Source organism: Bacillus sp. GW821-FHT11D08 (assembly GCF_058808515.1).
Window position 1 is genome coordinate 286,577 of sequence record NZ_JBXARS010000005.1, and the last position, 13,429, is coordinate 300,005.

18 protein-coding genes and 1 pseudogene are annotated in these 13,429 nt (G+C 42.5%); 12 read left to right on the top strand and 7 right to left on the bottom strand.

All coding sequences use genetic code 11. The features are described 5' to 3' along the window. Positions 1-68 precede the first annotated feature (68 nt). Both AC1RRX_RS12750 and AC1RRX_RS12755 read left to right on the top strand, forming a co-directional pair. On the top strand, positions 69-938 hold the full coding sequence (locus tag AC1RRX_RS12750) for a 3D domain-containing protein (protein WP_007407985.1): 870 nt from the start codon (positions 69-71) through the stop codon (positions 936-938). A 162-nt stretch (positions 939-1,100) separates the two neighbouring features. Beyond that, the gene (locus AC1RRX_RS12755; protein ID WP_144464409.1) at positions 1,101-1,493 is read left to right on the top strand and encodes a hypothetical protein; all 393 of its coding nucleotides are present in this window, start codon (positions 1,101-1,103) and stop codon (positions 1,491-1,493) included. Positions 1,494-1,524: 31 nt separating this feature from the next. Here AC1RRX_RS12755 and AC1RRX_RS12760 read toward each other — a convergent pair whose 3' ends face one another. Next, entirely contained in the window at positions 1,525-2,502 is a 978-nt protein-coding gene (locus tag AC1RRX_RS12760) for a S66 family peptidase (RefSeq protein WP_144464407.1), read from the bottom strand. A 64-nt stretch (positions 2,503-2,566) separates the two neighbouring features. Then, positions 2,567-3,070 (bottom strand): N-acetyltransferase, encoded by a 504-nt coding sequence (locus AC1RRX_RS12765; RefSeq protein ID WP_014418107.1) that lies wholly within the window; start codon positions 3,068-3,070, stop codon positions 2,567-2,569. A 188-nt stretch (positions 3,071-3,258) separates the two neighbouring features. On the opposite strand from AC1RRX_RS12765, the gene AC1RRX_RS12770 reads away from it, so the two are divergent. Further along, on the top strand, positions 3,259-4,044 hold the full coding sequence (locus tag AC1RRX_RS12770; RefSeq protein ID WP_061581514.1) for a VLRF1 family aeRF1-type release factor: 786 nt from the start codon (positions 3,259-3,261) through the stop codon (positions 4,042-4,044). 144 nt (positions 4,045-4,188) lie between these two features. Beyond that, positions 4,189-4,725, top strand: a complete 537-nt coding sequence (locus tag AC1RRX_RS12775; RefSeq protein ID WP_007407990.1) for a DUF420 domain-containing protein — start codon at positions 4,189-4,191, stop codon at positions 4,723-4,725. Positions 4,726-4,788: 63 nt separating this feature from the next. Here the strand turns inward: AC1RRX_RS12775 and AC1RRX_RS12780 are convergent, their stop codons facing one another. Then, complete coding sequence (locus AC1RRX_RS12780) at positions 4,789-5,454, bottom strand: lysozyme family protein (protein ID WP_003153802.1); 666 nt, start codon at positions 5,452-5,454, stop codon at positions 4,789-4,791. 191 nt (positions 5,455-5,645) lie between these two features. Between AC1RRX_RS12780 and czrA the strand changes: the two genes are divergently transcribed. Next, complete coding sequence (gene czrA / locus AC1RRX_RS12785; protein WP_012117736.1) at positions 5,646-5,978, top strand: Zn(II)-responsive metalloregulatory transcriptional repressor CzrA; 333 nt, start codon at positions 5,646-5,648, stop codon at positions 5,976-5,978. Positions 5,979-6,007: 29 nt separating this feature from the next. Here the strand turns inward: czrA and AC1RRX_RS12790 are convergent, their stop codons facing one another. Further along, positions 6,008-6,529 (bottom strand): CcdC protein domain-containing protein, encoded by a 522-nt coding sequence (locus tag AC1RRX_RS12790; RefSeq protein WP_061860630.1) that lies wholly within the window; start codon positions 6,527-6,529, stop codon positions 6,008-6,010. Positions 6,530-6,753: 224 nt separating this feature from the next. On the opposite strand from AC1RRX_RS12790, the gene AC1RRX_RS12795 reads away from it, so the two are divergent. From AC1RRX_RS12795 to AC1RRX_RS12820, 6 genes are all read left to right on the top strand, one after another. After that, the gene (locus AC1RRX_RS12795) at positions 6,754-7,473 is read left to right on the top strand and encodes an MBL fold metallo-hydrolase (RefSeq protein WP_077392189.1); all 720 of its coding nucleotides are present in this window, start codon (positions 6,754-6,756) and stop codon (positions 7,471-7,473) included. After that, positions 7,473-8,039 (top strand): TetR/AcrR family transcriptional regulator, encoded by a 567-nt coding sequence (locus AC1RRX_RS12800; protein WP_144464405.1) that lies wholly within the window; start codon positions 7,473-7,475, stop codon positions 8,037-8,039. The genes AC1RRX_RS12795 and AC1RRX_RS12800 overlap by 1 nt, the downstream gene beginning before the upstream one ends. Positions 8,040-8,091: 52 nt before the next feature. Continuing rightward, positions 8,092-8,802, top strand: coding sequence for an AraC family transcriptional regulator (locus AC1RRX_RS12805; RefSeq protein WP_061046692.1), 711 nt, complete (start codon positions 8,092-8,094; stop codon positions 8,800-8,802). 68 nt (positions 8,803-8,870) lie between these two features. Then, positions 8,871-9,203: a chaperone CsaA gene (gene csaA / locus AC1RRX_RS12810; protein ID WP_007407998.1), complete on the top strand. Its 333-nt coding sequence runs from the start codon at positions 8,871-8,873 to the stop codon at positions 9,201-9,203. Between the two features lie 330 nt (positions 9,204-9,533). Further along, a complete protein-coding gene (locus AC1RRX_RS12815) occupies positions 9,534-11,333 on the top strand; it encodes a T7SS effector LXG polymorphic toxin (protein ID WP_144464403.1) in 1,800 nt (599 codons plus the stop codon). Between the two features lie 13 nt (positions 11,334-11,346). Continuing rightward, complete coding sequence (locus AC1RRX_RS12820) at positions 11,347-11,811, top strand: SMI1/KNR4 family protein (protein ID WP_032869945.1); 465 nt, start codon at positions 11,347-11,349, stop codon at positions 11,809-11,811. A gap of 39 nt (positions 11,812-11,850) precedes the next feature. Here AC1RRX_RS12820 and AC1RRX_RS12825 read toward each other — a convergent pair whose 3' ends face one another. Then, positions 11,851-12,132: a hypothetical protein gene (locus AC1RRX_RS12825; protein ID WP_012117731.1), complete on the bottom strand. Its 282-nt coding sequence runs from the start codon at positions 12,130-12,132 to the stop codon at positions 11,851-11,853. After that, positions 12,125-12,703 (bottom strand): MarR family winged helix-turn-helix transcriptional regulator, encoded by a 579-nt coding sequence (locus tag AC1RRX_RS12830; protein ID WP_032869940.1) that lies wholly within the window; start codon positions 12,701-12,703, stop codon positions 12,125-12,127. The genes AC1RRX_RS12825 and AC1RRX_RS12830 overlap by 8 nt, the downstream gene beginning before the upstream one ends. A gap of 197 nt (positions 12,704-12,900) precedes the next feature. Between AC1RRX_RS12830 and AC1RRX_RS12835 the strand changes: the two genes are divergently transcribed. Continuing rightward, positions 12,901-13,125: a hypothetical protein gene (locus tag AC1RRX_RS12835; RefSeq protein ID WP_015417608.1), complete on the top strand. Its 225-nt coding sequence runs from the start codon at positions 12,901-12,903 to the stop codon at positions 13,123-13,125. A 43-nt stretch (positions 13,126-13,168) separates the two neighbouring features. Here the strand turns inward: AC1RRX_RS12835 and AC1RRX_RS12840 are convergent. After that, positions 13,169-13,421: pseudogene (locus tag AC1RRX_RS12840) on the bottom strand (hypothetical protein). Positions 13,422-13,429 lie beyond the last annotated feature (8 nt).

The window sequence follows — 13,429 nt, forward strand, 5'->3', positions numbered from 1 at the left end:
GACATTTTCATATGTTACGATATCACCTGTTAGCCGCCAATAAAAAGCTAACAAGGGAGGATTTACTTATGAAGAAGACGATTATGTCCTTTGTCGCAGTTGCAGCAATTTCAACAACTGCATTTGGAGCTCACGCTTCTGCTAAAGAAATCACGGTGCAAAAGGGTGACACGCTCTGGGGGATCTCGCAAAAAAACGGAGTGAACCTAAAGGACTTAAAAGAATGGAATCAGTTATCTTCTGATTTAATCATTGAAGGAGAGAAACTGACTATTTCTTCAGTAGAAACAACCACATCTGGGCAGTACACAGTGAAGCAGGGCGACAGCCTCTGGAAAATTGCTCAGAAATTCGGAACATCAGTCGGCAATCTGAAAAGCTTGAATAACTTGCAATCAGATATAATTTACGCAGGCACAACGTTAAATGTGAAAGGTCAGGCTCAGGCTGCACAGCCGGCTCAAGAAGCCAGCCAGCCGCAAACTGAACAAAAACCAGCTGCCGAGACAGAACAGCCAAAACAAGAAGCTGTCAAAAACGAGCAGCCTAAACAAGAACCTGTTCAAGAACAACAACCTAAACAAGAAGCGAAGGCTGTCGAAGCAAAACAGCAGCCTGTTCAATCAAATACAAACCAACAAGAGCCTAAAAAGCAGCTGACAATGACTGCAACTGCTTACTCTGCTAACGACGGCGGCATTTCCGGTGTAACGGCAACCGGTGTTGACTTAAACAAAAACCCTGATGCAAAAGTCATCGCGGTAGACCCTAGTGTCATTCCGCTTGGCTCTAAGGTTTATGTTGAAGGTTACGGAGTGGCAACAGCAGCAGATACAGGCGGCGCAATTAAAGGAAATAAAATTGACGTATTTGTTGCAAAGAAAAGTGACGCTAACAACTGGGGCGTCAGAACAGTAAATGTTAAAGTATTAGACTAGTTTCATATAGAGATGAAGAACACAAGGCGAAATGCTTTGTGTTCTTTTTTTCTTCCCTTTTTTGACTGTATATAATCGTTATATGCGGAAAAAGAAAAAGCGTTTCTCTAATATAATAAGGAATGGATGTGAAAACGGAATCTGAAGGGATGTATGAATCCGATGGAGCCGGAATTTATATGTTTATGGAATGCCTTCACAGAATCACCGGTGTTTCAAGCAGGTATATGCACCGCTTTCGCCATTGTGCTCGTTATCGGACTGTCTTTGCCTGCTGTCAGGCTGTTTCAGGCGCTTGACAGAGGGAGAGGAAGGCCAGCCGTTATTGAAAAGGTGAGACGTACTGGCGTGATGAAGAATGGCAGGCACGAGCTTGTGCTTATTTTAAACGTAAAAAACCAAGACGGAACGCATGATAAACGTGAACTGACACACGCCGTATATAATGAAGAGATCAGCCGTTTTTATGAAGGAGCTTCCGTATGGGTGACGGCAGCGGCCGGCGGACGAATGATGATCGCTCCGCGCACGCCGCGGCATAAGGCGTCAAAATAAAAAGACGGGGCGGTTTTCCCGTCTTTATGTATTAATGCCGATCGATCCATATCCGTCCGCCTTCTGAGCCGGCTTCTATCCTGCATGTTCCTCCGATCGGGAATGTCATCAAAGGGGAGGTATGGCCGAAATCAGCATTTGCGATAACAGGCATGGATGACAGTTCTTCTTTTGTACGGATGACGGCACGCAGAGCCTCCTCAGACACATTTGAAGCATGCTGGAAACGTCCGATGACAATTCCCTTCACGGCTGAAAAAGCGGGAAGGTGGATGAGTGACTGCAAATCCCGGTCAAACATATGAATGTCCGACATATAATCATCTTCTATAAACAGAATCACTTGCTCCATCTCCGGAAAGTATTCGGTGCCCTGCAGAAGATTCAGCGTGCATAGATTTCCTCCGATCAGTGTTCCTTCCGCATATCCGGATTGAATAACGAGCGGTCCCGGATTCCGATAAAAACGTCTGTCCTCCTGGTTCAAATACCATTTATCATCACTCCACTCGGATGAAGGCTTTACCTCATACGGGTTGTCAGAAGCACAGCAGGCCAAGAAAGAGTCAATCGTATAGTCCAGCCCTTTTTTCATGGCAAATGAAGAAAAGTGGGGACCGGAATATGTAATAAGGCCGGTTTTTTGATATATGGCATGGCCGAGAGCGGTAATATCTGAATAGCCGCAAAGGATTTTCGGATGCCGCTTGATGTTTTCATAATCAAGATAGCGGAGCAGCTGATTTGATTGGAACCCGCCGAGTGTCGTCAAAATCGCTTTGATGTCAGGGTCAGCGAAAGCCTCGTGCAGATCCCGTACACGCGATTCAATGGATGATGAATCAAATTCATTTATTTCTTTCGCATGCTCTGAAAAAGAGACACAAAAGCCCAGCTCCTCCAATTTTGTCTTCGCGGCATTTATATTTTCATCTGACATAACGGACATGCTTGTGGCCGGAGACACAATACGAATGCCGTCACCTTTTTTCAATTTTTCCGGATACAAAAAAAACCCTCCTTAAATGGTTTAATCTATTACACCATATTAACGAGGGTTTATCTATCATTTTTTACAGGTCGACCCATTTAATGCCGCCTGATTGCGTATCATTGTCAATCCAGACATCAAAGTGATGCTTTTCATAAAAATGAACGAGCCTGTCGACATGATCCCAATCACGCTTAGCGATGTCGCCCGTCACTTTCGGGATATTCTGCTCTCTGGCGATATGTTTTAAAAATTTCATGCAGATCGAGCCGTAGCCATGGTTCGGCGGGCCTTTAATGTCCCCGATATGAATGGCATTGTCATAATAAGAGGCGATCAGTGAAAAACAGCCTCTTCCCCGGTAGGCTGATTCACAATCAGTCAGCATAATCTTACATGTTTGGCCATCATCAATCGAGGAAACAATGATCCAATCGTCATTGTTCGATTGATCAATACCAAGCACTCGCGCGTCTTTTGATACATCTATCAGATTTTCCCGCATTCTGAAAATCTGAAATTCAAGTTTATGAAGCTCTTTTTCCAGCTCTTTCTGATCTCTTTCTTCTGCAGTAAACAAAATCATACTCCTTTCACAGCGTAAAAGTCTTAGTTAAACACAAGTATCCATTGTAGTAAATGATGTCTTGGTTTGTAAATGGGTTTTGCAAAAACTTTTTTAGAAAAGTCTGCCGTTTATATGTGGATTGACGTTTTTAAGGCGGTGCGGATAGGGAAAGGAACAGTGAGCAGCGGAAAAAGGAGGAATCTATAATGGCAATTGACTCACTCATCGGCAAATTGAAGTACGTAATGACGGAATCTCCTGATAAAATGCTTTCCTTATATGTAAATACGGATATGAGAAATCCGGATCAGCAGGGGGGAGAGTGGAAAATCGCCTTGAAAACCGGTTTTCGGAGATTAAAAGAGTATCTGTCTGCCAGTGATCCGGAAGAAGAAAAATCTCTCGTCCGCATCATGGAACGTGTCTATCAATATATCGATGGGCTTGGTAAAGAGATGCCGCGAAGTCTCGTATTTTTTGCGTCGGGAGAAGGCGGTATTTGGGAGACGATTGAATTGCAGGTGCCTGTTGAAACACGATTTTATTGGGAAGAGACGGCTGTCCTTGATCAATTAGAACTTCTTCGTGAACAATTTCCGAGCACGGCTTTTATTCTCACCCAGCAGAATGAAGTGAAGATCATAGAAACCGTACTCGGAAAAATTGAAGGAGTGGAGCATTATCATTACGACGTCATCAATGAATCGTGGAAACCGCAGGATGTAAGCGGAAGCCGCTCCGCGTCGATGGACGAAGACGCTGCCAAAGCCCACGTCGAAGAAAACCAAAACAGGCTATATAAACGATTGGCTTCAAACCTTGATCAAAAGGCTGCTTCACACGAATGGGAGCGTCTCGTAATCGCAGGGGACAAAGAAACAGCCGATATTCTCGATCAGCATATGAATAAACCGATAGATCGGATCATTCCAAAAAATCTGTTGAATGAAAACGAACATAAGGTGATAGAAGAACTGTTGAAGGAAGCATAATATGACGAAAGGCCGGGTCTCAAACACCCGGTCTTTTTAGGGCTTAAGTTTGTCTAATTTCTGACGAAGCGGACGAAACCGTTGACATCAAAGCTGAATTCTCATACCATTTGGATAGTCAGTAAAATTGAGAGAGGTCATAAGATGAATCAGACAGAAAACAAACCTAAAAGTTATACCGGTATCGTGCTGACATTGACCGTTCTGATCAACGGGTTAATTGCGGTGCTGTTTTTTATGCCGAAATCGGGACAGGTCAGCATTGCCAATATTCATATTCTGCCGATGTTAAATGCCATTTTTAACAGCTTTACTTTTATCTTTTTGCTGGCAGCGCTCTTTATGATTAAGCAAAAAAATATTCAAGCGCATAAACGCTTTATTTTGGCGGCGTTTACGACGACTCTGCTGTTTTTGATCTGCTATGTCGTATACCACTCTGTGGCTGAAAATACTTTATTCGGCGGCCACGGCATCATTCGGGGGATTTATTTCTTTATTTTAATTACGCACATCTGTCTTTCCGCCGTTATCGTGCCGCTTGCGCTGTTTACGCTGATCAGAGGATTCAGCATGCAAGTGGAGCGCCACAAAAAAATCGCGAGATGGACGATGCCGCTCTGGCTGTATGTCAGTCTGACGGGTGTCATTGTATACTTAATGATCTCACCGTATTATTAAAAAAGCCGTGCTCTGCGCGGCTTTTTTCTATTGATTGAAAAAGGCGCCTCATCAGGGCGCCTTTTACTCTTCAAGCGTTTCAAGTGTTGTTACATTTAAGGATTGTTCAACGGTTTTTGTTTTTGCTTTTACTTTTTCTGCGTACGTGTAATCACCATAGCAGTAGGGATAACGGAAATTGTCTTTGTTCCCTCCGCAAGTGTAAAGTTTCGGATTCTTTTTGACCTGCTGCTCGGAGTATTGTTTTGCCAGTTCCTCAGTATGCGATCCTCCATGTTCAGCCACAAAATCAATATAGCCGGCTCCCATGTTGTAGCTTTGTATAATCGTATCCAAGTCTACGCCTTTTTTCTTGCCTGTTTGGTACATGAGAGTGAATTGTTTGATTCCCTGTTTGATACTGGTTTGAGGGTTTTTAATCTCATTTCGCTTTAAACCCAGAGATTCTGAAGACTGCATGGGATCATTTCCTCTTCCTTTTGACTCCTGATATATCATGCCGAGTACAAGCGATGTATATTTGGTGAGTCCTTTTTCATCCAGCTCGTCTTCAACAAGCGGTTTGTAATCTGTCAGCCGTTCAAGGACGATCGGCTTGACATCAAACGGAAGACTTTTGAGCCATTCATTATTTGAAAATAGCAGAATGAGGAAGAAGGAAACCATGACAAAAACACATATCATCATAAGACCCGCGGCAGCGAAACAGCCTTTTTTCTTTTTCTCCACTGTGTTTCACCCTCAATTTCAGGAGCATTATGACTTTTTCATTATGACACAGATGAATGCGCGAAACCAAGCGGAAACCCGTATTTGAAACATAAATTTAAAATAACGGTTCTTTTGTCAGGCGCAGGATGTATCTGCATCAATTGACATTTGGTATAATTGGGCTACTTGAGAAAAGAAGGGTGAGGTATATGACTGAATTTCACGAATCCGGAAACAAAAATGACCCCGCTGTCGATTTAGATGAGGAAACTTTATTTTTGGTTGCCCAGACTTTTAAGGCGCTGTCTGATCCGACCAGAATCAGAATTCTCCATTTGCTGTCACAGGGTGAGCACGCGGTAAATGATATCGCAGAAAAGCTGAATTTGCTGCAGTCTACCGTTTCTCATCAGCTGCGTTTTCTTAAAAATCTGCGCCTCGTCAAATCACGCAGAGAAGGAACATCCATCTATTATTCTCCTGAGGATGAACATGTGTTAGATGTGCTTCAGCAAATGATTCACCATACGCGGCACGATTAAAAAACATCCCTGCATTTTTTACAGGGATGTCAGCCGTACTGACTGTTATCGGTTTGGTCTCTGCTCGTTTTTAAAACATAAAAAGAGAAGCCGCTGTAATACACTGCGATGAAATAAAAGATACTGATGGTCAGCGGATCGGCCCCGACCGTTTGGCTGTATGCCTCCGGATGGGTAAAGTCCGCTGTGACCCGGTAAATTTCAATAACGCGATAAACAAATCTCGATAGGAATAACGTTAATAGAATAAGTTCAATCCACAGGTGAGTACGAAAATACATTTTTCCGCGGCGTTCTTCAAAAGAAATGTTCCGTTTTGCAAACAGGACCAGAAGCCAGCCGCAAAAAGTGCCGAATATAAGATGGCCGTATAAAGCCGGGTGTGTGATGCTGAAAAACGCCAGAGCTGCGGCCAGCAATGAAAACAAAATCATTCTTGTATAAAGCCAGCGGGGTTTCAAAGGCTGAAAGCCGACGGACCGTTTCACCTTTTTATACAGAAAAAAGGCAATCATTAAGACAGGGCAGATGCTTTGAAGTGTGATATGCATGGTGTGGAACTCCCCCTCCGTTGAGTAGTGTATGCTTATCCGGCTGGTTTTAGTAGTGTGATTTATTCGCAGGCTGAAAGCATCTTTTATCACAGTATGCGCGTTTCTTTTTTTTGCATAAGAGAAGCGCCCGCGCCTTTTTCAGGATTTAAACAGAAAACTCTTGATAAACTAACGGTATTAGTTATAATAAAACTAATAATATTAGTTTTAGGAGGATGTTCATGAGAATCTTACAATACGGAACCGTTTGGCAGCTGACTTTTTTTCCAGCGCTTTTCCCGGTGAATTGTTATTTGGTTGAAGAAGAAGAAGGAGTAACCCTGATTGACGCCGGACTGCCTAACAGTCATAAAGGAATCAAACAAGCATTGCGGCAGCTTGGGAAGCCGCTGAATGACATATTACTCACCCACGCGCACGGGGATCACATCGGTTCGCTTGACTCATTAGCTGCGGAATTTCCGGATGCTTCCGTCTGTATTTCTGAGCGGGATTCTTTCTTGCTGAAAGGTGACACTTCATTATTTGAGCATGAAGCACAAACGCCGATAAAGGGGGGAGTGCCGAAAAATGTTCAGACCGAACCTGATCGCCTGCTGAAAGGCGGCGAGCGGATCGGATCTTTACTTGTCATTCCCGCTCCCGGTCATACGCCGGGAAGCCTCGCTTTTAAAGATACGAGAAATGATATGCTGATCGTCGGAGATGCCTTTCAAGTACGGGGCGGCCTTGCTGTTTCTGGGAAGCTGAAATGGAAATTTCCGTTTCCGGCTTTTGCTACGTGGAATAAAGAAGAAGCTGTAAAAACAGCAAGAACACTTATCGCTCATCAACCAAGCAGTCTGGCCGCCGGACATGGAGATGTTCTCTGCAATCCCGTTGAAATGATGGCTGAGGCTGTTGAGGAAGCCGAACGAAGCCTGCCGGGAGGCCGATCATAATGTCACCGAGAGTCGGAATGAGCCTTGACATGATATTGAGAGCCGCAGCAGGCATCGCTGACGAAAAAGGGCTGAACGAAGTAACGCTTGCGGCTGTTGCAAAATCCTTAAACGTAAAACCGCCTTCCCTTTACAATTTTGTCAATGGCCTTCAAGGAATTAAAGCAGAGCTGGCTGTCTCCGGTTTAACTATGTTATATGAAAAAATGGCGGCCTCTGCAGAAGGACTGACGGGCGAAACGGCTTTGCTCAGTCTTGCCGATGCCTATATCAATTTCGCCGAAGCCAATCCAGGATTATATGACGCAACATTTCAAAAGATAAAAGACGGGCGGATTGAGAATCTGTCAAGCCTGCTTGTAGAGCTTGTTGTCAGGCAGCTGACAGCTAACGGTTATGCACAGTCTGACACTGCGATTCATGCTGCGAGAGGACTGAGGAGCCTTCTTCACGGATTTGCCGTGTTGAGAAAACAGAGTGCATTTGAATTAACCGAATCAATTAAGGAAAGCCGGAAGTTTGCAGTTGTTGCTTTTCTAAGAGGTTTGCAGGAGAGGGAACAATAATATTATTATGTAAACCAAATAAAAAGACGCATCATGTAAAAAGGAGTGACAAATGGATTCATTACAACATATCATTTGTGAGCGGCGCACCTATTCACATATTTTTGATTCTCATGCACACACATACTGCCAAATGCTCTTTCCGCTCGAAGGACAGCTGGACCTGGAGACAGAAAGACGTAAAATCAGATTAAAACCTGATCAAATGCTGTATATTCCGCCCGGGCATGAACATCGGTTCCGTTCTTTGGAGCGAAATGAATGTCTCGTTCTCGACATACCGGCATATTTTTTCAAAGGTTCATTTGCCCCCGGCGTTCTGAATAAGCTTGATCCTTTTTGGACATCGATTCGGTTTCTGCTGACAGAAGAGACAAAGCAGCAGTCGGCTCATTCATTGAGTCTGCTTGCAGAATATATTGCTGAAAAGATACAAGTAAACCGTACGAATGATTCAATTGCGTATATCCGCCGAAATCTATCAAAGACTTTTACAATTAAAGAGCTTGCCGCAATGGAACATTACCACCCGGCGTATTATTCCGACTGGTTTAAAAAGCAGACGGGGAAAAGCCCGCAAGCTTATATTGCTGAGCTCCGTATGAAGAAAGCGGAACAAATGCTTATTGAAACAAAATGCCGGCTGACAGACATCAGTCAGGAGGTCGGCTTTCAAAATTTGTCTTCCTTTACCAGATGGTTTGTCAGACATAAGGGAATAACGCCGCGCGTCTTCCGAAACACCTTTCAATCTGATAAATAATCCTGAAAATCGGTTAAATAAACTGCTTCTTTTTTTGGTATCATGATTGTAAAAAAGGAGTTTTTGATATGGCAGTCATCGAAGATTTTATCAAGCTTGATCTTAGAATAGGAACGGTCGTAAAAGCGGAAGTATTCCCGGAAGCAAAGGTGCCGGCCATTAAGATGACAATAGATTTCGGCGAAGAGATCGGCATGAAACAATCAAGCGCCCAGATTACAAAACGGTACGAACCGGGTGATCTGATGGGCAGACAGGTTACAGCTATTGTCAACTTTCCGCCGCGGCGGATCGCCGGATTTAAGTCAGAAGTTCTCGTTCTCGGCGGCATCCCGGAAAAAGGAGACGTTGTCCTGCTTACGCCAGAGCAGACAGTACCGAACGGAACGAAAATCGGATAATAAAAAAAGACGTTTGCAGAAGCAAACGTCTTTTGCGTATTGAGGCGATACACCACACGCCACATTCGTGTGTGCCGCAAGGGCATGTGCATCGGCTTACACAATTCAGCTCATCGCTATATCAATATAGCATGCCGGGTGTGGAAATGCAAGAGATTTTTTAATATATGTTATATCTGGCTTTGTTTTACCGATCCCAGATTCCTTCGTGTAAGGTTTCATTTGAAATTTTATGATCTTGAATAAAGCAGTTCGACAAATGCAAGAGATTCATCTAATCTTATATCCTATGGTAAAATTTAGACAGAAAGAAGCAGAAAGGAGCCGTAAATGAAAGTATTTGAAGCAGCCTCGTTCATTTCAGCCGCAGAAAAGCGGGCAAAACAATACGATCAGATTAGAGAACAATTTATCACTCTCAGGAAAGCCTATCAGGGAATGGCTGACTTAGACGACAGTGAGTTTTCAGGCAAAGGCGCAGACAACATTAAAGCATTCTTTCAAGATCACGCCGGTGTCACAGACAGCTGGCTTGATCTGATCGATATGAAGATTGCGTTTCTTAACAGTATTTCTGGAAAAGTATCTGATGCCGGATTGGCCGATTCGTTTGTGGAAGAGTCATTTTTAGAACACGAGCTGATTCATGCGAAGAATAAATCACAAGTCATCATGCAGGAGCAGCGCAATGAACTCAAGGACATCATAAATGAAATCAGCGATATCATTCATCTTGATGTTTTCTCTACAGAAGATGTCGATCAAAATCTGGAATCAGCAGACAAAAAACGGGACGATACCGTAAATAGGCTCGGCAAGCTTGATCACGATCTAACAAAAGAATACGCCGAAACAGAAGCGAACGAACAGTTCATCCAGGCCGACTTTCAGCAGCTCCAAAATGCCACGGGCAAAGGAAAAAACGCCACTCCGCTTCACTATAACGCCAAGGCGTACAGGGAAAGTGACATACATAAGAAAAAAGGCGAGATTGCAAGACATTCAGACACATATTTAACGTTTAAGAAGGAAGAAGCAAAAGAGCGGGAAATCAAGGATCTGAAGAAAAAGCTCGCTGACGGTGTGACCGATCCGGATGAATACTTGGAAATTGCGAAGAAGATCGGCTATGAAAACCTTGAACCTTCCCAGCAGCAATATGTCATTCAGCTTGAACAAGCAAAACAGCTTGAAGAAGTCGGAGAAGTGACTTGGGATATTTTAAAAGGAGCTGGCGTTGGTTTATATGATGTCGGGAAAGACACGGTAACCGGTTTATGGGACTTCATAACCGATCCGGGAGAAACCTTGTCAGCACTGGGTAATGCAGTACTTCATCCAGTTAAAACATATGATGCTGTTTCAGCAGCAATTGAGGAATCATATCAAAAAGATATGGTGAACGGAGATGCTTACTCCAGATCAAGATGGGTGACATACGCGGTCGGTTCAGTGGCTGTGGCTGTCGTCGGAACGAAAGGCGCAGGAGCCGTTAACAAAGCTGATGCGGCGGGGAAAGTCATAAACAAGGCAGGGCAGGCAGGGAAGAAAATTAAAGACGTTAAACTTCCAGAACTCCTTCCTTATAACTCTAAATATGATCTTGCTCTGTCGGGTGACGTACCATACAATGTGGTTGACAGCCAAAAACTTAAAAATGAACTTTTGACCAATGCAAAGAAAATCCCGGATGGAACGAGAAAGCCGTTTACTGGTCAAGAAATAAACCTTCCTTGGTTAAATAAAGAAAAGTATGGTGCTGTTGAAATAGACGGCAAAGTAAAAGTTAAAGGACAAATTAGAGATGTAAGCCGTAGAGTCTATACCTTAAAGGACATTGATATTAATCAAAAAACTCCAAAAGGAAAAACCAACCTGGAATTAATGAAAGATGGTAAGTCTCCTTATGCTAAAGACGGAACACAGATTAACTTACATCACCTCATACAAGAAGAAAGTGGACCGTTGCTTGAGATACCTAATAGTTTACATACAAAGTATAGCGACGTAATACATGGCCTTAAAGGTAATGGAGAAAGCTTCCGGAATGATGTTTACCTGGAGAAACAGTACAATAACTTTAAGACAAGGTATTGGAAGTGGAGAGCAAAACAATATGAGAAAGAATAAGGGGTTATAAACCATGGATTTTTATTTGAAAGTAACAGAATTCATAGCTGATAATGCAAAAGAAAAAGATTTTACGGGTGGGATTGGAGAAGATGAAATTTTAAAAATTGAGCAAGATCTTCAAGTCACGCTGCCGGATAGCTACAAATGGTTTCTTAGAAACTATGGTTCTGGCGGGGTTTATGGAATCGATTTATTAGGCTATGATTTTGGCGGTGCTTCAGTTGTAGAAACAACCAGGGAATATCATGAATATAGGGGATTGCCAAGTGGCTTAGTAGTCATAGAACATGTTGATTTTTTTGGGTATTGTTTAGATACCAATAAAATCAACAGTGAAGGAGAATGTCCAGTTGTTATTTGGAGTGAATTCGGTGGCTATAAAGAACTTAATTCTGCCCATTTTATAAAGTTCTTTTATGAAAGACTTCATGAGATGAAAGAAAACTGGGAAGAAGATGAAGACTGGGACGATTAATAAAAGAAAGCTCTCTATTAGAGAGCCTTTTTCAGATTTTCAATTTTTAACAGGCTTTATAATGAGCAAACAGGCATTACTCAAAATACTCGCCGCGCCTATCCAAAGCAGCCATTGTGTTGCGGTCAGCCATGAGGCAGTTAGGATAAAGAGTCCAATGGCAATTGATATATAATTGCCGGCTCGGTCCAGTTTATGTTTGCAATGAATTTTATATTTGGCATGAGAAATAAATTGATCAATTTTATCTTTCAGCTCATAGCATTTTTCCTTCATCTTATCCTCTGTTTCTTTTACTTTTCGATAAAGCATATTATTCATCGTCTGCACTCCCATATCGCCGTTTTGAAAATTCAGCCATGATTTTTTCTTCATAGTCATCTGAGATGAATTGTGCCTGATCTTCAACTTTCAAATGTGCTTTTTCTTCAAAACCATCCTGTTCTTCACCATCAAAACGATAAAGTTTTTGCAATAGCCTCCAGAATGTTTCAATTTCATCAGTAGTGAAGTCATGAAACATATCCGCTAAAAAATAGGTGGATTTTTCTGAACAGGAAATTAACGCTTTTTTTCCTTCAGCGGTAATCTCAATATTGATTGCACGTTTATCCAGTTTGCTTGGCACAGTGTGAACATATCCTTTTTTCGCGAGGCTTGAAATTAATTTGTTAGCGGTTTGTTTTGTTGTGCCCAGCTTTTTAGCGATATTCATAAGTGTGGTATCTTCCGTCGGTAAATGGGCAATAGCAATAAGAGTCATGTGCTGTCGGGAAGTCAACATTTCTAAGTATTCGTCCCCCCGAGCCTGCACTTTATTGACAACCGAAAATAATGATGCGTAACTTTGTTGCATAACATGCAGTTCCTTCATTAATAAATTAATATCCATAAGGTATCTCCTATCTTAATTGTCACCATGTTGACAATTATAATATACAACGAAATGGGGAACAAGTCAACATGGTGACTAATTGGAGGGGTTACGGCTGTTTTCAAAAATGTCACAGGCAGTCGGAGTGTTTACAGAAGGGGTAATAAGTAAAAGAATGCGAAAAGGCATTAATACAAAGTGAGAAGGTGTTTGACATGCAGAAAGTGAACTGGTCAGAACAGTATGAATGGTTCAATAAACAAGATGAAAAAGACGGGCGTTTAATGGCGCTCCTTCGTCATGAGCTTACATATGAGGAAGTCATACGGTTATATAAGAAAGGGTTTTATTTGAAATCTAAAGAAGGGGATGTTTCGTTACGTAAGAATGATATCTGTCGTATGTTTGGGGTTGAAGAGAGGCAGGGCGGCGAATCTTAATAAACGGGAAGAGACAAACTCTTCCCGCTTTTCATGGCAGCTGTTATTCTTTTTCCAGCATGGAAGTCAGCCATTCTCTTAATGCAGTTTTCTGTACATACCGCTTTCCGTTTCTCGTGATATGCGGAATGTCAGAGGTGTCGGGCACGATTTGTTTCGCTTCTTCCTTGGTTACTCCCATTAATGAGAATGTGGTCAGTGTCTTCATGAGGATCAGGTGATTTAAAGTTTTTCAATCCGTCTCCGATGAAATATCCGGCTAAAGTGATTCCGATGCCGGTATGATATCCATACAGCAAACCTC